Raw genomic sequence first — 21,871 nt, 5'->3', positions numbered from 1 at the left:
ATAGGCCACAAGATTTGCTTGCGCGTTTTCGGCGGTTGATGCAAAGGCTCGCACACGAGCGGCGAGTGGGGCGCCCGGTCGGAGACCAGTCTTAGTTCATAGTCTGCGGATGGTCGTCAAGGGAACCGGGTTGCGGGTTTCTGGCCATGCCGAAAGGGACGACCCATGCTTGAGAAGAACATCCGGATCGCGTCGGATGCGGAGATCGTCGATGAGGCGATCACGTCGCGCCGGTCGGTGCGCGCTTTCCTGCCCGATATGGTCGACGACGATTCGATCCGCGCGATCCTCGCGGTCGCCGCGCGCGCGCCGTCGGGCACCAACATGCAGCCCTGGCGCGTCTATGTGACCAAGGGCGAGGTCAAGCAGCGCATCAGCGACGCGATTCTCAACTCCGGCATCCGCGCCGAAAAGGCCGAGTGGGACGAGTATCGTTATTATCCCGACCAGTTCTTCGAGCCCTATCTGACACGCCGCCGCGCCAACGGCTTTGGGCTTTACGGCGCGCTGGGCATCGGCCGGCGCGAGGTCGACAAGATGCGGGCGCAGCACGACCGCAACTTCATCTTCTTCGATGCTCCCGTCGGCATGATCTTCACGATCGACCGGAGACTGAACCAGGGCTCGTGGATCGACTACGGCATGTTCCTGCAGAACATCATGGTCGCTGCACGGGGCAGGGGGCTGCATACCTGCCCGCAGGCGGCCTTCGCTCCCTACCATCGGCAGATCAGGCCGGTGCTCAACATTCCCGACGAAGAGATCGTCGTCTGCGGCATGGCGCTCGGCTATGAGGACACCTCCAAGCCCGAAAACGAGTTCCGCACCGACCGCGCTCCGCTCGAGGACTGGGTGACCTTCGCGGAATAAGCCGCGCGCCGAATATCTCGGCCAGCTAATCGGTACTCATATGCGCGCCGTGGCCGCTGACATGAGCGCCGTCACGCGGCGTCAGCCGCAGGTAAGCCGACAGCGCGCAAAGCGTGATCAGCCCTTCGACGACGAACAGGATGCGATAGTCGTCGACACTGGCCTTGCCGCCGCCGGCAAGCAGCGACAGCAGTGCGGCCGCAAGGCCGACGCTGATCGCCACCGCAAGCTGCCACAGGATGTAATAGAGCGCGCTGAAGCGGGCGAGTTGCTCCGGCGCGATATCCGAATAGGAAAGATTGCCGGTCGAGGCCCATTGCACCGAGCGGAAGACGCCGAAAACAAAAATGTAGGCCAGCACGATCCAGGCCGGCAGGCTCTCCTGCATCAGGGCAAAGCCTGCGACCAGCAAGGCGACGATCGGGGTGTTGGTGACCAGCACGCGCCTGAAGCCGAACCGGTTCAGAAGGCGCGGCATGAAGAAGCGCATGATCAGGGATCCGATCGCGGCGACGAAGGTCAGCGAGCCGGCCTGCACGGCGCTCATGCCGAAGCCGAGCTGGAACATCAGCGGCAGCAGGAAGACCACGGAGCTGAGGCCGATCGTGTCGAGGCTGCCGCCGGTAAGGAAGGAGATGCGGAAGGTGCGGATGCGCAGCAGGTTGAGGTCGAGCAGCGGGTTGCGGGCGCGCAGGCAGTAGAAAGCGGCAACCGCCAGGATGGTGATCGCCAGGCCGAGCTCGATGCCGATCAGGCTGCTCGCGGCATCCTTCGCGGCAAGTGAGTCCATGCCGAAGATCAGAAGGCCCATACCGCTGCCGACGAGGAGGAAGCCCGGAAAATCGAACGGCGTGCGCACCGGCTTGGTCGTTGACGGAAACAGCGAGGCGGCCAACAGCGCCGCGGTCAGCGCGATCGGGATGTTGATGTAGAAGATCCAGCGCCACGAGACATAGGTGGTCAGCGCGCCGCCGACCAGCGGGCCGACCAGCGGCCCGGACTGGCCGGCGAGCGAGATATACATGTTGATCTTGAGCGTACGGTCGCGCGGGAAGCTCGACAGGATCACGACCTGGCCGAGCGTGCCCATCAGCGCGCCGCCGCAGCCCTGCAAGGCACGCGAGCCGACCAGCATCCAGATGTTTTCCGAAAGGCCGCACAGCGCCGAGGCGCTGGCGAAGACGAGCAGGGCGAAGCAATAGACGTTGCGCAGGCCGAAGCGGTCGGCCAGCCAGCCGCCGAGCGGCATGCTGACGATGAGGCTGGCGACATAGACGGTGATCAAAAGGCCAAGCTGGCTTGGCGGGCGGTCGAGGCTCTCGCCGATGCCGGGCAGCGCCGTGACCACGACATTCTGGTCGAGGCTGGTCATGAACACGCCGCAAGCGACGGTTGCCGGCAACAACATCGACGGACCCTCCGCCGGAGCAAAGCGGGTCGTGGCCGTCGCCGAAGTCTCAACAGTCATGGAAGGGTGTGGTCGAACTGGTTGCCTGAGCGGGCGTCTGCCTTGGCAAACGCTCGTGATTCCTTAGCTATCGCGCCTGCTGGCCCAACGCTCAAGCAGCAGTTGTAGCCGTTTGTAGTGCCAGATAGCGGCTGGACCAAAGGTGTGTTGATATTCAGGTGAGGCCGGCCTGCAAATGGCGGCTTCCTGCGCTTCCGGTGCTCACGTACTTTAGTACGCTCCGCTCCGGTTCTCGGAATCCGCCACTTTCGGCACGGCCTCACCTGAATCTCAACACACCTTGGATGCTCTACTGCACCTCATAGCCGACCTCTTCGCTGGCGTGGCACAAGGCCTTCCAGAACGACCGCGCGAAGGAGCGGAAGACGTAGATGTCGAACTGGTCGGCGCCTGTGCGCTGGATCTGGGCGAAGATGTCGTGATGGTTGGTCGAGCGGCCGGCGCCGAGCGGGAAGGCCGGCAAGGCGAAGTCGATGGCAAAAAACTTCGCCATCACCCATTCGGCCCTCGGGCCGGCGATGCGGATCGCGGTGCGGCCATGGGACAGGTCGGTGAGCGTGCCGATGGCCGGCGTGATGACGCCAGCGAAGGCCGCGGCCAGTCCTTCGGCTTCGTCGACCACGGTAAATTTCCCCGGCGCGAAGCCGAAAACGGCGCGGGCGCCGCTGCTTGTGCCGCCGCCAGCGCCGTCAGGCAGAGTGAGACCGGTGACCTTGCGGATAATCTCGATCAGTCGCTTCTCTTCGCCCGGCCAGGCGGCAAGCTGCAGGATCGAGCCCGGCCGCGTCTCGGACAGGATGACATCAACGCCATGTTCGAAATTGCCGTGCGAGCCGGGATGATAGTCCGGCTCGAGCGGCGACTGGCGCTCGGGCAATTGCTGCTCAGCCATGCATGCGGCTCCCGTCCGGGTCGTAGAAATGGTTGGAGGCGATCTCGACCGGCCCGAACCGGTTGCGCAGCGGATCCGAGACGAAGGCGCGGGTCCCGTGCCGCGCCTTGCCGCCCTTGACCAGGGCCAGCGCGATATATTTGCCCAGCGCCGGTGAGTAACAGCAGGCGGTGATGTGGCCGAGCGAATCGTGCGGATTGGCTTCGTCCAGTTCCTCGACGATATGTCCGCCGCCGTTGAGGGCTCGGTTGTCGAGGGCGATCAGCCCGACCAGCTCGAGCCGGTCGGGGGCAATCAGGCCTTCGCGGTCCATCATGGCCGAGCCGATGAAGGGCTTCTTCTTCGACAGCATCCAGTCGAGATGGAGGTCGCGCGCGGTGGTGCGGCCGTCGATCTCGGCGCCGGTGACATGGCCCTTCTCGATGCGCATCGTGCCCAGCGCCTCGAGCCCGTAGGTGACAAGGCCAAAAGGCTTGCCGGCCTCGATCAAGGCTTCCCAGACGAGGGTGCCGTAACCGGCGCCGGAATAGACCTCGAATGCCATTTCGCCGGAAAAGGAAAGCCGGCAGATCATCACCGGCACGCCGGCGATCCGGCCATGGACGATGCCCATGAAGGGCAGGGTGGCATTGTCGACGGCAGTGCCGGTGACGCAAGCGGCAAGGATGGCGCGCGCGTTCGGGCCGCCGATCGCAGCCCCCGCCCATTCGTCGGTGACCGAGGTTACGGTGACCTTCAGCTCCGGCCAGATGACGTCGAGGAAATATTCCAGATGCTGCATCACCTTGCCGGCATTGGCGGTGGTGGTCGTCATCAGGAAATCCTGCTCGCCGAGCCGCCAGGTGGTACCGTCGTCGAAGGCAAGACCGTCCTCGCGCAGCATCAGGCCGTAGCGCGCCTTGCCGACTGCCAAAGTGGAAAACATGTTGGTGTAGATGCGGTCGAGGAACTCTGCCGCGTCCGGCCCCTGCACCGCGATCTTGCCCAGCGTCGAGACGTCGACGATGCCGGCGCTGTCGCGCGTGGCTCTTGCTTCCCGCACATAGGCCTGCTCGACCGTCTCGCCGGGGAGGCCATAGATCATCGGGCGGTACCAGAGGCCGGCCGAATACATCCTTGCGCCATTGGCGATGTGCCAGTCATGCATCGGGGTTAGCCGCTCGGGTTTGAGGTCGCCGAAGCGCTCTGCCGCCAGCGAGCCGATTGACAACGCCGTGTAAGGCGGGCGGAAGCGGGTCGTGCCGACTTCGGGGATAGGCTTGCCGAGAGCCTCGGCCATGATGGCGAGACCCGGCACGTTGGAGTTCTTGCCCTGGTCGGTCGCCATGCCGAGCGTGGTGTAGCGCTTCAGATGCTCGACCGAGACGAAGCCTTCGCGATGCGCCAGCCGCACGTCCTCGGCGATGACGTCGTGCTGGAAGTCGACAAAGCTCTTGCCCTTGGCCCTGATCTCGAAGACCGGAGCCGGATCGGGATCGCCCGGAGCCGCCTCGACGACGGGCAGGGGACCGGATGAAGCCGTACCGCCGGCCGCCTGGAGACCGGCGGCGCGACCTTCCGCGATTGCCTCCGCTGTCGAAAAACTGCCGGTGAAGGCGCCGGCGCCGATCCAGCGCTGCGTCGGCTTCGGCGGCAGGAAAGCTTGCCTGGCAGGGTCCCACTCGGGTTTCGCGCCGGCCTGGCTGGCGAGGTGGATGGTCGGCGACCAGCCGCCCGACATCAGAAGGCTCTCGGCGTGGATGCTGCGCTCGTCGCCGCTGAGCGAACCGCTCATGGCGTCGAAGCGCTGCACCTTGAGGCCGGTGAGCGCCTTCCTGCCCTCGGTCGCGACCACGGCGTGACCGGCAAGCAGCTCGGCTTCCGCATCGCTCGCCAGCCGGCGCATCTCGTTCGAGACATCGCTGCGGACATCGATGATGGCGACGACCGCGGCGCCAGCCTTCTTCAGGGCGACGGCCGAGCGGTAGGCGCTGTCGTTGTTGGTGAAGAGCGCGATGCGCTGTCCCGGCAGCACACCATACTCATTGGCGTAACGTTCGGCCGCATGCGCCAGTATGACGCCGGGGCGGTCGTTGCCAGGGAACACCAGCGGCCGTTCGAACGAGCCGGTGGCGAGAACCACCGTGCCTGCGCGGATCGCCCAGTAGCGCTGGCGCGGCTCACCCTTGGCGGCGACTTCCTTGTGGTCGGTCACCCGTTCAAGCGCGGCCAGCGTGTTGCCGTCGTAATAGCCCCACACCGTCGTGCGCGGCAAAAGGCGCACATTGTCGTTGCCTGCAAGCTGCGCAGCCATACGCTGGGCCCAGTCGGCGGCGGGCATGCCGTCGATGGTTTCGCCCGACCAGTTGGCGGAGCCACCGAAATGGGCTTCGAGATCGGCGAGGATGACGCGGGCGCCCTGGTCGGCGGCAGCCTTCGCCGCCATCAGGCCGGCCGGACCGGAGCCGACGACCAGCACGTCGCAGAAAGCGTTCATGCGTTCGTAGCGCGCCGGGTCGGGGGCGGTGCCGGCCTTGCCGAGACCGGCGGCGCGGCGGATGAAATGCTCGCAGAACATCCAGAAGCGCGTGCCCTTCAGCGGACCGATCACCGGCCCCATGAAAGTCTTGTAGTAGAAGCCGGCAGACAGGATCCTGCCGCCGAGCTGGTTGATGGCGCCGATGTCCCAGGCGAGCGAAGGCGTGCGGTTCTGGCTGACGGCGACGAGCCCGTCATAGATCTCGACCATGGTGGCCGGGATATTGGGCTCGCGCACTTCGCCGCGCAGCACCGTCACCAGCGCATTGGGCTCCTCGACGCCAGCGGAAAGCAGGCCGCGCGGGCGATGGTATTTGAACGAACGGCCGAACAGCGTCACGCCGCTGGCGAGCAGCGCCGAGGCCAGCGTGTCGCCGGCATGGCCGGTGTAAGGCGCTCCGTCGAAGGTGAAGCGGATGGTGCGCAGCCTGTCGATGCGGCCGCCGGTCTCGGTGCGGCGAGGGCTCACGAACGGCCCTCCGCCCTGTTGTCGGCAGATTTGTGGCCGCCACGCGCGAAGGCGGTGCTCAGGATCTCATGCGTGATGGTGTTGCGCACGACCCTCAGATGCGCGCGGCAGCCGCCGGAATGCTGCCAGATCTCATTGTGGTCGCCGGCCGGATTGAGCCGGTCGTAGACATAGGCGTTCCAGGCGTCGAGATCTTGCGAGGCCGGCTGCGGCCGCTGACGGTTGCCGTCGCCCTGATAGGTGAATTCGATGACATCGCGCGGCCCGCAATAGGGACAGGTGATCAGCATTTTCTTGTATCTTCTTGTTCAACCATGATCTTTTCCAAAAACCGGTTCCCTTTTTTTGGGATCATGGTTCCCTAGTGCAGCCGCGGGTTCGCGCCCTGGCCTTTGTCGTCGATGATCAAGCCGCGATAGAAGCGGTCGAGCGTGAAGGGCGCGTTGAACTCGTGCGGCTCGTCCTTGGCGATGGTATAGGCAAAGCACCAGCCCGAGGCGGGCGTCGCCTTGAAGCCGCCGTAGCACCAGCCGCAATTGAGATACATGCCCGGCAACGGGCCGGTGGTGATGATCGGCGAGCCGTCCATCGTCATGTCGCACAGCCCGCCCCAGGAACGCAGCATGCGCACCCGGGCGAGACCCGGGAACAGCGCCAGCATCTCGCTCATCACCTCATCGACGATCGGCAGGCTGCCGCGCTGGGCGTAGCTGTTGTAGCCGTCGAGGTCGCCGCCATAGACGAGGCCGCCCTTGTCGGACTGCGAAATGTAGAAGTGGCCCATGCCGAACGTGAGAACGGTATCGATGACCGGCTTCAGCGATTCCGAGACGAAGGCCTGCAGCACATGGCTTTCGATCGGCATGTGCGAAATGCCGGCAAGCTGCATGACGTGACCGGTGCTGCCGGCAACGGCAAGTGCGACCTTCTTGGCGCGGATTTCGCCACGCGTCGTCGAAACGCCGGTGACGCGGCCGCCGTCGCGCAGGAAGCCGGTGACCTCGCAATTCTCGATGACGTCGACGCCGCGGCGGTCGGCGCCGCGCGCATAGCCCCAGGCGACCGCGTCGTGCCGGGCCGTGCCGGCCCGCGGCTGCATCAGCCCGCCAAGCACCGGGAAGCGCGCCGAACCGGAGACATCCAGCGCCGGCACGAGTCGCTTGATCTGCTCGACATTCATCAGTTCGGCGTCGACGCCGAGATGGCGCATGGCGTTGCCGCGCCTTGCATAATCGTCGAGCTGGGCAGGGGTGTGCGCAAGGTTAAGGCAGCCGCGCTGCGAGAACATGACGTTGTAGTTGAGGTCGTGCGAGAGGTTCTCCCACAGCTTCATCGAATGCTCGTAGAAGCGGGTGTTCTGGGGCAAGAGGTAGTTCGAGCGCACGGCGGTGGTGTTGCGGCCGACATTGCCCGAGCCCAGCCAGCCTTTTTCCAGCACGGCGACGTTGGTGATGCCGTGTTCCTTGGCAAGGTAATAGGCGGTCGAAAGACCGTGGCCGCCACCGCCGATGACGATCACATCGTAGGAAGCCTTGGGGTCAGGCTTGCGCCAGGCGGGCTTCCAATCCTTGTTGCCGGCCAGCGCATTCTTGAGCAGCGAAAAGGCTGAATACTCCGCCATTCTTCCTATCGTCCTTATGATGCGAGGCGGCAGACTATAGAGCAGGCGGGAAGCGCAAAGCCAAGATTGCGCCATCGCTTTTCGACAGGCCGACTCCGCTCGACGCGACCGGGACGGCTTGCCGCTCGATAGACCGGTCTTTATCAAGGGCGGAATTTCGAGGATTTTTCGGCCGCGAGTCGCCACAACGCCATGTTTTTCCGCCTGTTGCGCCTGATCTTGGTCGTCATCGTCGCTGTCTTAGGGCAGCCGGTATTCGACGCGTCGGCGCAGGCGATCGGCCACGGCTCGGCGCAACTCATCGCCGACCAGACCAAGGTCATCCAGGATCTGACGGCCAAGACGGACGGGCTGGAGAAGAGACTGGACGACCCCGACCAGGACGATGCGGGGCTGGTCGATATCCGCCTGCAGCTCGAGGATATTTCGCGGGCGGCGCTGACCAGCGCGCTGGCATTCCGCCAGCGCCTCAACGATATCAACGCCCGCGTCGAAGTGCTTGGGCCGCCTCCGGCACAGGGGCAGCCGCCCGAGCCGGCGATCGTCAGCAACGAGCGCAGCGCGCTTGTCTCGGAGAAGGCCGAGATCAACGCGGTCGTCGCCAGCGCGCAGAATCTGTCGGTCCGCGTCAACGGGCTGGTCGACAAGATCTCAGTGATGCGCAGCGAGCTTTTCCGCAGCGTCATCACCAAACATTATGATCTGAACGACGCGCTGAGCCCGCAGGCCTTTTCCGACGCGCATGACCAGATCTCGGGTCTTTACAAGGCGGTGTCGTCCTGGCTGAGCTTCGCCCTCAAATTCAAGTTCCAGGCGATCCTTGCCGCGACCCTGATGGCGCTGGCGCTGGCGGCCGTGCTCTTGATCGGCGGCAGGCGCTTGTTCGGCCGCATATTCGAGGCCGACCCAACCGTCGAGGAGCCGTCCTATCTCAGCCGGCTGTCGGTCGCCTTCTGGTCGACGCTGCTGCCGACCCTGGCGCTCGGCGTCTTCTTCGCCTCGGCCGTGTTCTTCTTCAACTATTACAATGTGCTGCGCGGCGACATCGGCACGTTTCTCAATGCCCTGCTGACGGTGATCGGCATGGTTTTCTGCGTCAACCGGCTGACCAACGCTGCGCTTGAGCCACGGCTGCCCAACTGGCGCCTGATCCCGGTCGCGACGGGGCCGGCGCGCTGGCTCGTCGGGCTGACGACCGCGATGGCCCTGGTGCTCGGCTTGAATTACTTCCTGTCGGTCGTCAACGAGAAGATGGGCTCGCCGCTTTCGCTGACGATCGCCAGGAGCTTTATCGCAACCATCATCATCGGCGTCATCCTGATCCTGATGGGATGGTTGAAGCCTTTCAAGGCGCAGGACGGCTCATGGCGTCCCTGGCCGGCCTGGCTTCGTTTCCTTGCCGTCGGGCTCGGCCTGTTCACCATTGCCGCGGCATTGCTCGGCTATATCGGCCTGTCGCTTTTCGTCGCGTTCCAGGTCGTGGTGACCGGGACCGTCCTGGTGACGGCCTATATCGGTTTCCTCTCGGCGCGCGCGATCGGCGAGGAGGGCGGCTTCGCCGACACTTCGGTCGGGCGCTGGCTTTCGGAAAATTCAAGCTACGAGGATACCGCGCTCGACCAGCTGGGGCTGGTGGTCAGCATCGCCATCAACCTGATGATCGTCGTGGTGTTCCTGCCGCTGATCCTGTTGATGTGGGGATTCCAGCCCGGCGATATCGAGGCCTGGGCCTATAAGCTGGCGACCGGCGTCTCGATCGGGTCGGTGACCATCTCTTTCCTAGGCATCCTCAGCGGCATCGTCGTCTTCGCCATCGGCTATTTCCTGACGCGCTGGTTCCAGGGCTGGCTGGACGGCTCGGTGATGGCGCGCGGCAAGGTCGATGCCGGCGTGCGCAACTCGATCCGCCTCGGCGTCGGCTATGCCGGCGTGGCGATTGCCGGCCTGGTCGGCATCTCGGCGGCCGGCATCGATCTCTCCAACCTGGCGCTGGTCGCCGGCGCCCTTTCGCTCGGCATCGGCTTCGGCCTGCAGAACGTCGTCTCGAATTTCGTTTCCGGCCTCATCCTGCTTGCCGAACGGCCGTTCAAGGTCGGCGACTGGATCGTCGCCGGCGATGTCAGCGGCACGGTGCGCAAGATCAGCGTGCGCGCCACCGAGATCGAGACCTTCCAGCGGCAGTCGGTGATCCTGCCCAATTCGAACCTCATCAACAACGCGGTCGGCAACTGGACGCATCGCAACAAGCTGGGGCGGGTCGAAATCAAGGTCGGCGTCGCCTACGGCAGCGACGTGAGGCGCGTCCATGCCATCCTGCTGGATATTGCCCGCGCCCATCCGATGGTGCTGAAGAATCCGGAGCCGTTCGTCCTCTTCGCCAATTTCGGGGCTGCCGCGCTCGAGTTCGAAATTCGCGTCTTCGTTGCCGACATCATGAACAGCAGCGTCGTGCAGAACGATATTCGTTTCGCCATCTTCGATATCTTCGAGGACGAGCGGATCGAAATCCCGTCGACGCCGCGCGCCGTGGTCGAGACGAACAAGCACGAAGCCTGGCCGATCGACGACGACAAGATCGAAGCCGAATTCGCCGAGCGCCAGAGGCTGGAGGAGGAAGCCGCGGCCGAACGGGAACGGCTTGCCAAGATGAAGCGGAAGGGCCGCAAGCCCGACCCGGGCTGAGGTGCATCGACATTCGGGTGAGGCCGGCCTGGAAATGGCGGCTTCCTGCGCGCCCCTCTTGGACGCCGATGCCCGAAGGTCGACGCATCTTCGGTGCAGCCGAAACCGATTGTGGCATGAATGCGGCATTCAGTTGCGGTTCAGGTAACATCTCATATAAGCTTCGATGCAAAGGGCGAGAATGCCTTGCAAATTTTGAACAGAGGCGGTGTGTGAAACACCGGAATTGCAATGTGGAAGTCTGTCGTTGCCGCCATTGCTTTGCTGGCCTTGGGCGGTTCGGCTTTCGCCGCCAGCGCGATCAACAGGGACGCTCAGACGCGGACCCTGGTCGTGACCGAAGGCGGCGCCAAGAGCGAGCTGACGCTCGGTGCCGGCGAGACGGTGGAGTTCTGCTCGAACGGCTGCTTCGTCACCCTGCCCAATGGTGACCTCGAAGCCCTGACCGGTTCGGAGACGGTCGAAATTTCGGGCGGGACCGCCCGCATCAAGTAACGCGCAACGGATTGGCGCGGTAAGATTGGCAAAGGCCGGACCGATGTCCGGCCTTTTATCGTTTCCGGTAGCCGACGCTTAACGATGACGGCCGAAAAACCGGCATGACCATTCCCTGCAACCGCACGTTTTAACGTTCGCTGCGTCATCCCCGGCTATATCTGCCCCCGTGGACGCCGGTACACGGCGCGGGTTGAATTGGCGCGTGGCCCTTCCGGGATTTGGAGTCGGGATCCTGCGCTCTATCGGGGCAGGACAATGGACGCGAGGTCGGACAGGAACGCAATTCCGCTTGCGGTCGATCTCGACGGGACGTTGATTGCAATGGACCTTCTGTGGGAAGGCCTGTTCATCCTCCTCAAGAAGAACCCGCTCTATTTCTTTCTGCTGCCGCTCTGGCTGACCGGCGGTCCGGCGCGGCTTAAGCAGGAAATATCCCTGCGCGTCGACATCGACCCGGCCTCGCTGCCTTACCGTCAGGAATTGATCGACCGTTTGCGCGCCGAGCATCGGGAGGGCCGCGTGATCGTGCTGGCGACGGGAACGCCGCGCAAATTCGCCGAGGCAATCGCGGCGCATCTCGGCATTTTCGACCGCGTGCTGGCGACCGACGGCCCGCATAACATGACCTCGGGCCGCAAGTGCTCCGCTCTGGTCGCCGCCTATGGCGATGCGGGCTTCGATTATGCCGGCAACAGCCGCCACGACCTCAAGGTCTTCGATGCCGCGCGCAACGCGCTGGTGGTGGCGCCCGATCGCAGCGCCCGGCGCTGGCAGGCGGCGCATCAGGCCGAGGCGATGCCGGCGCCGAAGCCGACGCTGAGAACCTATATCAAGATGCTGCGCATGCATCAGTGGCTGAAGAACGCGCTGATCGCCGTGCCCATGGTGCTGTCGCACGAATATTTCAATCCCAATATGATCTGGGAATGCCTGCTGGCGTTCGTGTCCTTCAGCGCCGTGGCGTCCGCCATCTACATCCTCAACGATTTCTTCGATCTAGCGCTCGACCGCAAGCATCCGACCAAGCGCAACCGGCCTTTCGCCAGCGGCGCATTGTCCATTCCGTTCGGCATGGGCGCGATCGCGGTGCTGCTTGCGATCGGCATCGCAGCCGGCCTGTTCCTGCCGGTCGAATTCCTTGGCGTGCTTGCCGGCTATCTGGTCGTCACCACCGCCTATTCGCTGTCGTTCAAGCGCATGCTTCTGGTCGACGTGCTGACGCTTGCCGGCCTCTACACGATCCGCGTGCTGGCGGGCGCGGCCGCCACCGGCGTGGACGTTTCCTTCTGGCTGCTTGCCTTCTCGATCTTCTTCTTCCTGTCGCTGGCGCTGGTGAAGCGCTTCGTCGAATTGCGCACCACGGCCATCCCTCCGGGCGAGCGCATCGCCGGCCGCGGCTATCGCACCGAGGATCAGGAGATCGTCGCCCAGGCCGGCATGGCGTCGGCCTTCTCCTCGGCGCTGGTGCTCGCGCTCTATATGGACAGCCCGGCGGTGCGCGAGCTTTACCCGCATCCCTGGCTGATATGGCCGCTGGCGCCGATCGTGCTCTACCTCACGATGCGCGTCTGGATCCTGGCCCGGCGCGACGAAATGCATGACGACCCGGTGGTCTTCATCATTCGTGACTGGCGCAGCCAGATCGTCGTCGCGATCGGCGCGGTCTTCCTCGTCGCCGGAGGCTGGTGATGGGGCATGAGCGCTTCGGCAGCTTCGGACTGGCGACCCCACCGGCGCGCAAGGCGATGGCGGCGGATGAGGCGATCGCCTTGCTGAAGCGCGGCGAGGCGAGAGCCGGATCGCTGCTCGGCTATGGCAATGGCCGCTCCTATGGCGACAGTTGCCAGAATGATGCCGGCATGGTGGTCGACATGCGGCCGCTCAACCGCATCCATTCCTTCAATGCCGAGACCGGCGTGCTGGAAGCCGATGCAGGCACGCTGCTTTGCGACATCATCGCCTATGCCGCGCCCTACGGCTTCTTTCCAGCCGTGGTTCCGGGCACGCAGTTCGTGACGCTGGGCGGCGCGATCGCTAACGACGTGCACGGCAAGAACCACCATCGGCGCGGCACCTTTGGCTGCCATGTCGAGACCCTGACGCTGCTTCGGTCCGACGGCCGGACCTATCGCTGCTCGCCGACCGATAATGTCCGCCTGTTCGGGGCGACGATCGGCGGCATGGGCCTGACCGGGCTGATCCTGTCGGCATCGATCAAGCTTCTGCGCGTGCCGTCGCTCGACATCATGGAGAAGGCGACGCGGTTTCGCCATCTCGGCGAATTCTTCGATCTCGCCGAGGCGGCGGACCAGGCTAACGAATATGCCGTCGCGTGGATCGACCAGCTCGCGGGCGGCCATGGGCTCGGGCGCGGCCTTTTGTTAACCGGCAATCATGCCGAACACGGCTCCCACGCCGCCGCGAATGCCGGCACCCGGCTTTCCGTGCCGGTGCGGCCGCCGTTCAACGTGCTGAACCGGCCCTTCCTCACGGCCTTCAACGCGGCCTACCGCTGGAAAAAGGGCAAGTCCGCGGTCCCACGCCAAGCGGGCTATCAGGGCTTCTTCTTTCCGCTCGACGGCGTCCGCGACTGGAACCGGCTCTACGGGCCGCGCGGGCTTTTCCAGCACCAGAGCGTGGTGCCGGAGGAGAAGGCCCGCCGCATCGTGCCCGCGCTGCTCGAGGCGGCGCGACGGGCGGGGCAGGGATCGTTCCTGACGGTGCTCAAGCGCTTCGGCGATGTCCGCTCGCCGGCGCTGCTGTCGTTCCCGCGGCCGGGCTACACGCTGACGCTCGATTTCCCCAACCGGGGTGAAAGGACGTTGCGGCTGCTTGCCCAGCTCGACCGCATCACGGTTGAGGCGGGCGGGGCGGTGAACCCCTACAAGGATGCCCGGATGGGGCCTGAGACATTCGCCGCATCGTTCCCGCATTGGCGACGGATGGAGGCGCTTCGCGACCCGGCTTTCCTATCAAGCTTCTGGGCGCGTACCGCCAAGAGACTGGAGATCGGACAAGGAAGAGCTGAGGCCGCGGAATAGGTAAAAGTCGAATAGATCATGGTAAACAAAGTGTTACGCCATGGTTTACTTAAAACACTGGTGTGGGTTCACGAAATATTGGCAGGTTTGTAATAGGACCGCCCAAGGGGGCGGGGTGGCAACAATGAAATACATAGTCTTCATTCTCTTCACGGTCATGACCAATGCCGCAGCGCAGCTGATGCTGAAGCAGGGCATGATGTCGATGGGGCCGATCTCCTTCGAAGGTGTCAATCCGCTCGTCAGGCTGCTGCAGATCGTGTTCAGCCCATGGGTGTTCCTCGGTCTGTGCACCTTCGTCATCTCGATGGCGTCGCATCTCTATGTGCTGTCCAAGGTCGAGCTCAGCTTCGCCTATCCGTTCCTCAGCCTCGCCTATGTCGCCGTGGCGATCTTTGCCTATTTCGTCTTCCGCGAGGACCTCAATGGCTGGCGCATCGCCGGAATCGCCTGCATCTGCGTCGGCACGATCCTGATCGCCCAGAGTGGCAGAGAAATGGGTGGCCACGGGCATGAGGAGCAGACCGCTTCCATCGCCTCCGACAAAATCCAGACAAGCGAGATCGTTCGATGAGACATGTGATTTTCGGCGGCGACGGTTTCGTCGGCCGTCACCTTGCGCCCAAGCTCGTCGCCGATGGCGAGACTGTCGTCGTCGCCGACATCGTGAAGAGCGACCTGCCGCATTACCGTTCGATGCGCTTCATCACCTGCGATGTGACCGATCCGGCCCCGGTCGCGGCGGTCGGGCTCAAGGCGGACGATATGGTCTACAATCTGTCGGCCAAGATGCTGTCGCCGATCCAGGTGCGCGCCAAGCGGCATGATTTCTTCTTTCCAGTGAACTTCCACGGCACCGAGAACATCATCCAGGCGATGGACAAGGCCGGCGCCTCGAAGCTCGTCCACTACACGACCGACATGATCTACGGCCACACGGTGGTGCTGCCGATGACCGAGGACCATCCGGTCGCGCCGCTCGGCGAATATGGCCTGTCAAAGCTCAAGACCGAGGAACTCGCCGCCGAATGGCGCAAGCGCGGCATGTCGATCTCGCTGTTCAGGCCGCGCCTGATCATCGGCCCTGGACGCCTCGGCATCCTTGAAAAACTGTTCAAGCTGATCGACTGGAATCTGCCCGTGCCGATGATCGGCTCGGGCAGGAACCCTTATCAGTTCATCTCGGTGTTCGACTGCGCAGAGGCCGCCCGCGCCGCCTGGAAGGCCGGCGTGCCGAACGAGGCCTATAATCTCGGCTCGCTCAACCCGCCGCCGGTCAGGAAACTGCTCGGCGATCTCATCCGCCATGCCGGCTCGAAGTCGATCCTGCTGCCGACGCCCGGCTGGGCGGTCAAGCGCACGCTCGACCTGCTCGATTTGCTGAACATGCCGATCATGGATCCTGAGCAGTATCTGATCGCCGACGAGGAATGCGTGCTCGACGTGTCCAAGGCCGAGCGCCAGCTCGGCTGGGTGCCGCAATATCGCGACGAGGACATGCTGATCGCCGCCTACAGCGAATACCGCGCCAAGAAGGACGGCCACGCCGTCGCCACGAAACATGTGCCTGCCGAATAGAGCGCGAAGGGAGATTTTTCAGATGACCGTCATGGCCAAGCCGGAACAGACAGGCACGCGAACGCTGGTTGAAGCGCCGGCGCTGTCGCCCGCTTCCATCGCCAAGCCAGACTTGATCAGCGTCGAGCAGGCCAAGGCGCTGGATGTCGCCCGCATCACCGATCTGTTCAAGGCGCATCTCAATCCCGGACAGCTGCATTTCATGAAGCTGCTCGGCTTCCACAAGGTCAAGATCGAGCGCGCCGAGGGTATGTTCTATATCGACCAGAACGGCCGCAAGATCCTCGACTTCTTCGGCGGCTTCGGCTCGCTGGCCTTCGGCCACAACCATCCGCGCATTCTGGAAGCCCGCAAAAAGTTCCAGGAGGAGAAGCGCCAGGAGATCGCCATCGCCTTCATGTCGCAATATGCTGCGGCACTTGCGCACAACATCGCCAAATGCTCGCCGGGCGACCTCGACATGGTGTTCTTGGGCTCCTCCGGCTCTGAAGCCATGGAAGCGGCGGTTAAGCTTGCCGAGCGCGCCGCCGGCCCGAAGCGGCCGAAAATCGTCTATGCGGAAAATTCCTTCCACGGCAAGACCAAGGGCGTGCTGGCGATCACCGACGGCCAACTCTACCGCGCCGACTTCAAGGTCGCGGACAATGTCGTGCGTGTGCCCTTCGCCGACATCGACGCCGTCGAGCGGCTGTTCAAGAGCGATCCCCAGATCGGCGTCATCGTGCTCGAAACCATCCAGGGCGGCGGCGGCATCATCCAGGCGGAGGCGCAATACTGGCAGAAGCTACGCGCGCTGTGCGACCAGTATGGCGTGCTTTGGGTCGCCGACGAGGTGCAATGCGGCTACGGCCGCTCGGGCCGCTTCTATGCCTTCGAGCATTACGGCGTGGTGCCGGACGTGACGGCGCTGGCGAAATCGCTCGGCGCCGGCAAGGCGGCGGTCGGCGCCATGATCGCCAGGCGCGATGTCTATATGAAAGCCTATGGCACGCCGAAGACGGCGATGATTCACGCCATGGCGACCTTCGGCGGCATGGGCGAGGCCTGCGTCACCGCGATCGAGGGCATCAATGTCCTCTATGACGAGGGGCTGATCGACAACGCCGCCTCGACCGGCGAGTACCTCATCCAGCGGCTGCAGGCGCTTAAGGAAAAATATCCGAGGATCATCAAGGACGTGCGCGGCAAGGGTTTTATGATCGGGCTCGAGTTCCACGATTGCTCGCAGACCCTGCCTATGGTGCTCAGACCGGTGGTGAGCGTGCTCGACGACAAGTTGAAAGGCTCGCTGTCCGGCTTCGTCGGCTCGCTTTTGCTGCGCGACTATGACGTGCTGGTCGCCTTCACCGAATATAACCGCAACGTCATCCGGCTCGAGCCGCCGCTGATCTGCCAGCCCGAGCATGTCGACCGCTTCGTCGACGCCTTCGATAGTCTTCTGTCGCGCGGCATCGTGGCGATCGTGAAGGATTTCGTGAAAAGCCAGGTCGGCAAATAAGAGGCCGCCGAGCATGCTGACTAGGCCGTCCGCGCCCACCAATCCGCTGGAACGGTTGACCGGCGCCGGTCTGGCGTGGGGCGAGGGGGCTTACGCGAAATGGGCCGCGTCGATTGGGGCAATTGCGTTTTCGCTCTACATCCTGCTCACCGCGGCGACCGCCTGGTTCATGCCCGACACCAATTGGGACATGCTGCCCTATCTGGCGATCGCCGAGGAAGACGCCTATCCCGATCCACAGGCGCTGCATGATTATGCCTACAGCACGGTCAAGGCAGGCGTTTCGGCCGGCGACTACAAGACGTTGACCGACGATGGCGGTGGCTTTCGCCGCCACATGACGGAGAGCGCCGCCGACTTTCATTCGCTGCTCGGCATGTACCGGATCAAGTTCCTTTATGCGGAAATCCTGTCCAGCCTCAGCCATGTCGTCTCGCCGGTCGAGGCGATGCGGCTGGTGCAGGTGTTTTCCGTGCTGCTGTTCGGCGCCATCACGCTCGCCTGGCTGCGCGCGGGAGGCGCGCTGGCGCTGGCGCCGATCGTCGGCGCGATTCTGATCATGGCCGATTTCGGCGACGCGGCGAGCGCCTCGACGCCCGATCTCCTATGCTCGGCGCTGTTCCTCGGCGGCGCCTTTGCCTATGTGCGCAAGCGGGAGGCGGCGACGGCGGTTCTCCTTTTCCTCGCTTTCATGGCCAGGCCCGACAACATCGTTTTCCTCGCCATTTTCACGGTGCTGCTCATCGCGTTCCGCGAGCGGGGGTGGGGCGCGCTGGCCGGTTTCGCGGCATCCTTCATCGCCTATTTCGCCATCTCGCATTGGGCGCAGCATCCCGGCTGGTGGCCGCATCTTTGGTTCTCCACCATCGAGCAGCATTACAACATGGACGGCTTCGAGCCGCCATTTTCCATTGCTGCCTATCTGAAGGCCTTCGCCGCCTCGGTAGTCCGCGCCGTCACCCTCAACAGTTGGGTTGGCGTGTCGGTGCTGGCATTGGCCGGATGGTATGGGCTCGACCGCGCCGGCTTCCGTCTCGACCGACGCGCCGGCATCCTGCTGGCGGCGCTCGTATTGGGCGTGTTGGCGAAGTTCACCGTCTTTCCGATCCACGACACCCGCATCTATTTCCCCAATCTCCTGCCGCCCTTCCTGCTGCTCGCCGCGCCCTTGATGGCGCTGTGGGCGACGAGCCAGGGCGGGCGCCGCGCGGCGCTGCAGGTCACTCCCGGAGACAAGTCATGAGCTCGCTTTCCAGCCTCGCGCGCACCTTGCTGTCGCTTAGCCTTCCAGTCGGCCTGCTCGATCGCGGCCCGGCTTTGCACGGCACGAAATTCCTCGCCAAAGCTGCCCTAAAGGCCCGTTTCGGCGGCGACGGCCGGCCGTTCCAGATGGTCAATGTTGGCGCCTGCGACGGCGCGCTGTTCGACGACGTGACGCCCTGGCTGCATCGCATTCCCGGGGCGCGCGCCATGCTGGTCGAGCCAATCCCATATAACCAGAAGCGCCTGCGCCCCAATTACCCGGATGCCAGCCGCTTCATCATCGAGCCGGTGGCTGTCACGAAAACCCAGGGCACGATCACCGTCCACACCTTCGATGCCGCAGCGCTCGAGGCCGGCACGCTGCCGATCGAGTTCATAGGCTGCTCGTCGGTCACCGACACCAATCTGATGTCGGGCAAGAACGCCTGGGGCGAGGCGGACGCCAACTTCAACAAGTTCGCGCCGCATCTGAAGGACATCGAGGTGCCGTCCGAGACCTTGCAGACGCTGCTCGACCGCAACGGCATCACCCATATCGACGCCTTCCTGGTCGACTGCGAGGGCGCCGACTGGATGGTGTTCGAGCAGCTCGATCTCCAGCGCTACCGCCCTGGCATGATCAAGATCGAGGTCGGCGCGCTGCCGGCCACCGAGATCGGCCAGGTCGTGGTCAAGCTCAAGACCGCCGGCTACCAAGTCGGCTTCCAGGCCGAGGACATCTGGGCCTTCGCCTGAGCGGAATTCCATTCCGAGCCGAGTCCGCACGCGGGGTCGCGGCGTACCTGCGACGTGTCGCAAACAGGCGGTAGCTCAATCCGCGTCCTCTGCATATTGTGCGCCATTCGAAAGGGCGCAGGCGCGCCCGTTTTATGCTTCTGGAGTCGCGGGCAATGGCAGAGTTTCCGAAAAAGGCGAAGGTCGTCATCGTCGGTCTGGGCGGTATCGTCGGCGCGTCCGTCGCGCATCATCTGATCGAGCGCGGCTGGGACGATATCGTCGGCATCGACAAGTCGGGCATCCCGACCGATATCGGCTCGACGGCGCATGCCTCGGACTTCTGCTACACGACCAGCCATGATTTCCTGTCCTGCTGGACGACGCTCTATTCCATCGATTTCTACGAGAAGATGGGGCATTACGCGCGCGTCGGCGGCCTCGAGGTTGCCCGCGTCGGCGACGATGCCCGCATGGACGAGATCAAGCGCAAGATCGCCTCCGCCAAGGCGTTCGGCACCCGTGCGCGGCTGATCGAGCCGGCCGAGATCAAGGAAAAATTCCCGCTGATCGAGGAGCATCTGGTGCAGGGCGGCCTGTGGGACCCGGATGCCGGCCTCGTTATCCCGCGCTCGCAGACCGTCGCCGGCAAGCTGGTCGATCAGGGCGTCGCGTCCGGCAAGCTGCAGGCCTTCGCCAACACCTCGGCCAAGGAGCTGATCGTCGAGAACGGCCGCATCAAGGGCGTGGTGACCGAGCGTGGCACGATCGAGGCCGACTATGTCGTGGTCTGCACCGGCATCTGGGGCCGGCTTACCGCCGCTCTGGTCGGCGAAGACCTGCCGGTCATGCCGATCGACCATCCGCTGACCTTCTTCGGCCCTTACAACGAGTTCGCCGGCACCGGCAAGGAGATCGGCTGGCCGCTGCTGCGCGACCAGGGCAACTCGGCCTATATGCGCGACACCGGCGATCCGAAGACCGCCGAGGGCGGGCAGATCGAATGGGGTTATTACGAGGAGACCAATCCGCGCCTGTGCCACCCGCGCGACCTGCTCGAAAAGCATGAGGCGCGGCTGTCGCCGTCGCAGCGCGACCTCGACATGGAGCAGATCATGGCGCCGCTGGAGCGCGCCATGGAACTGACGCCGATCCTCGGCGAATTGGGTTACAATGAAGGCCATTCCTTCAACGGCTTGCTGCAGGTGACCACCGATGGTGGCCCGTCCATGGGCGAAAGCCAGAAGGTGAGGGGCCTGTGGTACGCCGTCGCCATCTGGGTCAAGGACGGCCCCGGCATGGGCAAGCTGATCGCCGACTGGATGACCGACGGCCGCACCGCGATCGACCATCACCAGATCGACTATTCGCGCTTCTACCCGCACCAGACGCAGGAACAGTTCATCTGGGATCGCTGCACCGAGACGGCGATGAAGGTCTACAATCCAGCGGTGCATCCGCGCGAGCCCTTCTCCAAGGGCCGCAACATCCGCCGCTCGCCTTTCTGGGAGCGCGAGAAGGAACTCGGCGGCTATTTCATGGAGCTGGGCGGCTGGGAGCGCGCGCACGGCTACGCCGCCAACGAGCATCTCCTGGAGAAATACGGCAACCGCGTGCCGGTGCGCGAGAACGAATGGGACAACCGCCATTTCTGGCGCGTCTCCAATGCCGAGCATCTGGCGATGAGCGAGGATTGCGGCATCGTCAACCTGTCGCATTTCTCGATGTATGACGTCGAAGGGCCCGACCATGTCGCGCTGCTGGAATGGCTGTGCGCGGCCAAGATCGGCGGCGACAACAATATCGGCAAGGGCATCTACACCCACTTCCTCGACGAGGAAGGCATGGTGCGCGCAGACTTCACCGTCATCCGCATGGCCGATCGCTGCCGCGTGATCGACGGCGCCGATGCCGGTCCGCGCGACTTCCGCTACATGCAACGCACCGCGCAGGACAAAGGTTTCGACGTCACCGTCACCGACGTGACGGAAAAATACGTCACCATCGGTATCTGGGGGCCGAATGCCCGCACGACCTTGCAGAAGGTGGTCGAGGATCCGAATGGCCTGACGCCGGAGAATTTCCCCTTCGCGGCGATCAAGCCGATCCGGATCGGCGGCAAGGATGTGACCGCCTTCCGCATCTCCTATGTCGGCGAGCAGGGCTGGGAGTTGCATATGCGCTACGAGGACGGGCTCGCCGTCTGGGACGCGCTGCGCTCTACCGGCGTCATGCCGTTCGGCGTCGAGACCTACGCCAACACGCGCCGCATGGAAAAAAGCCTACGCCTCCAGAACGCCGATCTGCTGACCGAATACAATCTGCTCGAGGCCGACCTTGCCCGTCCGAAGGTCAAGGACAACGACTTCTGCGGCAAAGCCAAGCATCTGGAGTATCGCGCCCGTGAGCATCAGCCGGCTATGCTGTGCACGCTGGTGATGACCGAGAACACCGATTCCAAGGGCGTGGCCCGCTACCCGGTCGGCACCATGCCTGTGCAGGATCCCGCGAGCGGCGAGACGCTGGTCGACGAGCTCGGCCGCCGCTCCTTCACCACTTCGGTCGCCTATGGCCCGACGATCGGCAAGAACATCGCGCTTGCCTATCTGCCCTGGGCGTACTGCCAGGAAGGCTGCAAGCTGCAGGTCGAGTATTTTGGCGAGACCTATCCGGTCGAGGTGGCGGGAGTCGGTTACAAGCCGCTCTACGACCCGGAGAACCTCAAGCCGAGGAGCTGATGGTCGCGGACCAAGAAAGATG

The 21,871-nt window shown here is 64.1% G+C and carries 16 protein-coding genes; 11 read left to right on the top strand and 5 right to left on the bottom strand.

Annotated features, from left to right (window positions below; genetic code table 11):
- The first annotated feature begins 165 nt into the window (after window positions 1–165).
- Window positions 166–870 (top strand): nitroreductase, encoded by a 705-nt coding sequence (locus tag EJ068_RS03145; protein ID WP_127252798.1) that lies wholly within the window; start codon window positions 166–168, stop codon window positions 868–870.
- A 25-nt stretch (window positions 871–895) separates the two neighbouring features.
- Here the strand turns inward: EJ068_RS03145 and EJ068_RS03140 are convergent, their stop codons facing one another.
- From EJ068_RS03140 to EJ068_RS03120, 5 genes are all read right to left on the bottom strand, one after another.
- Window positions 896–2,278 (bottom strand): MFS transporter, encoded by a 1,383-nt coding sequence (locus tag EJ068_RS03140; RefSeq protein ID WP_245463330.1) that lies wholly within the window; start codon window positions 2,276–2,278, stop codon window positions 896–898.
- 349 nt (window positions 2,279–2,627) lie between these two features.
- Window positions 2,628–3,215: a sarcosine oxidase subunit gamma gene (locus tag EJ068_RS03135; protein WP_127252807.1), complete on the bottom strand. Its 588-nt coding sequence runs from the start codon at window positions 3,213–3,215 to the stop codon at window positions 2,628–2,630.
- 7 nt (window positions 3,216–3,222) lie between these two features.
- The gene (locus EJ068_RS03130) at window positions 3,223–6,216 is read right to left on the bottom strand and encodes a sarcosine oxidase subunit alpha (protein ID WP_129554467.1); all 2,994 of its coding nucleotides are present in this window, start codon (window positions 6,214–6,216) and stop codon (window positions 3,223–3,225) included.
- Complete coding sequence (locus tag EJ068_RS03125; RefSeq protein ID WP_129554466.1) at window positions 6,213–6,506, bottom strand: sarcosine oxidase subunit delta; 294 nt, start codon at window positions 6,504–6,506, stop codon at window positions 6,213–6,215. The genes EJ068_RS03130 and EJ068_RS03125 overlap by 4 nt, the downstream gene beginning before the upstream one ends.
- Before the next feature lie 71 nt (window positions 6,507–6,577).
- Entirely contained in the window at window positions 6,578–7,837 is a 1,260-nt protein-coding gene (locus tag EJ068_RS03120) for a sarcosine oxidase subunit beta (RefSeq protein ID WP_129554465.1), read from the bottom strand.
- Between the two features lie 192 nt (window positions 7,838–8,029).
- On the opposite strand from EJ068_RS03120, the gene EJ068_RS03115 reads away from it, so the two are divergent.
- The 10 genes from EJ068_RS03115 (at window position 8,030) to EJ068_RS03070 (ending at window position 21,849) form a co-directional block, all read left to right on the top strand.
- Entirely contained in the window at window positions 8,030–10,519 is a 2,490-nt protein-coding gene (locus tag EJ068_RS03115; protein ID WP_128315329.1) for a mechanosensitive ion channel family protein, read from the top strand.
- A gap of 231 nt (window positions 10,520–10,750) precedes the next feature.
- On the top strand, window positions 10,751–11,014 hold the full coding sequence (locus EJ068_RS03110; protein ID WP_042645040.1) for a hypothetical protein: 264 nt from the start codon (window positions 10,751–10,753) through the stop codon (window positions 11,012–11,014).
- A gap of 258 nt (window positions 11,015–11,272) precedes the next feature.
- Window positions 11,273–12,706: a UbiA family prenyltransferase gene (locus EJ068_RS03105; protein WP_128315328.1), complete on the top strand. Its 1,434-nt coding sequence runs from the start codon at window positions 11,273–11,275 to the stop codon at window positions 12,704–12,706.
- Window positions 12,706–14,058, top strand: a complete 1,353-nt coding sequence (locus tag EJ068_RS03100) for an FAD-binding oxidoreductase (protein WP_129554464.1) — start codon at window positions 12,706–12,708, stop codon at window positions 14,056–14,058. Before EJ068_RS03105 ends, EJ068_RS03100 begins: the two co-directional genes overlap by 1 nt.
- A gap of 124 nt (window positions 14,059–14,182) precedes the next feature.
- A complete protein-coding gene (locus EJ068_RS03095) occupies window positions 14,183–14,632 on the top strand; it encodes an EamA family transporter (protein ID WP_126082158.1) in 450 nt (149 codons plus the stop codon).
- Window positions 14,629–15,636, top strand: coding sequence for an NAD(P)-dependent oxidoreductase (locus tag EJ068_RS03090; protein ID WP_126082159.1), 1,008 nt, complete (start codon window positions 14,629–14,631; stop codon window positions 15,634–15,636). Before EJ068_RS03095 ends, EJ068_RS03090 begins: the two co-directional genes overlap by 4 nt.
- Window positions 15,637–15,667: 31 nt before the next feature.
- Window positions 15,668–17,134 (top strand): aspartate aminotransferase family protein, encoded by a 1,467-nt coding sequence (locus EJ068_RS03085; RefSeq protein ID WP_189342110.1) that lies wholly within the window; start codon window positions 15,668–15,670, stop codon window positions 17,132–17,134.
- Window positions 17,135–17,147: 13 nt separating this feature from the next.
- Entirely contained in the window at window positions 17,148–18,377 is a 1,230-nt protein-coding gene (locus EJ068_RS03080; protein ID WP_127252933.1) for a hypothetical protein, read from the top strand.
- Complete coding sequence (locus EJ068_RS03075) at window positions 18,374–19,132, top strand: FkbM family methyltransferase (protein ID WP_127252934.1); 759 nt, start codon at window positions 18,374–18,376, stop codon at window positions 19,130–19,132. Before EJ068_RS03080 ends, EJ068_RS03075 begins: the two co-directional genes overlap by 4 nt.
- A 155-nt stretch (window positions 19,133–19,287) precedes the next feature.
- Window positions 19,288–21,849 (top strand): FAD-dependent oxidoreductase, encoded by a 2,562-nt coding sequence (locus tag EJ068_RS03070; RefSeq protein WP_126082163.1) that lies wholly within the window; start codon window positions 19,288–19,290, stop codon window positions 21,847–21,849.
- The last annotated feature ends 22 nt before the right edge of the window (window positions 21,850–21,871 follow it).

This window comes from Mesorhizobium sp. M2A.F.Ca.ET.043.02.1.1 (assembly GCF_003952405.1).
In the GTDB taxonomy this organism is placed as follows: Bacteria; Pseudomonadota; Alphaproteobacteria; order Rhizobiales; family Rhizobiaceae; genus Mesorhizobium.
This window is presented reverse-complemented; position numbering and strand designations above follow the sequence as displayed.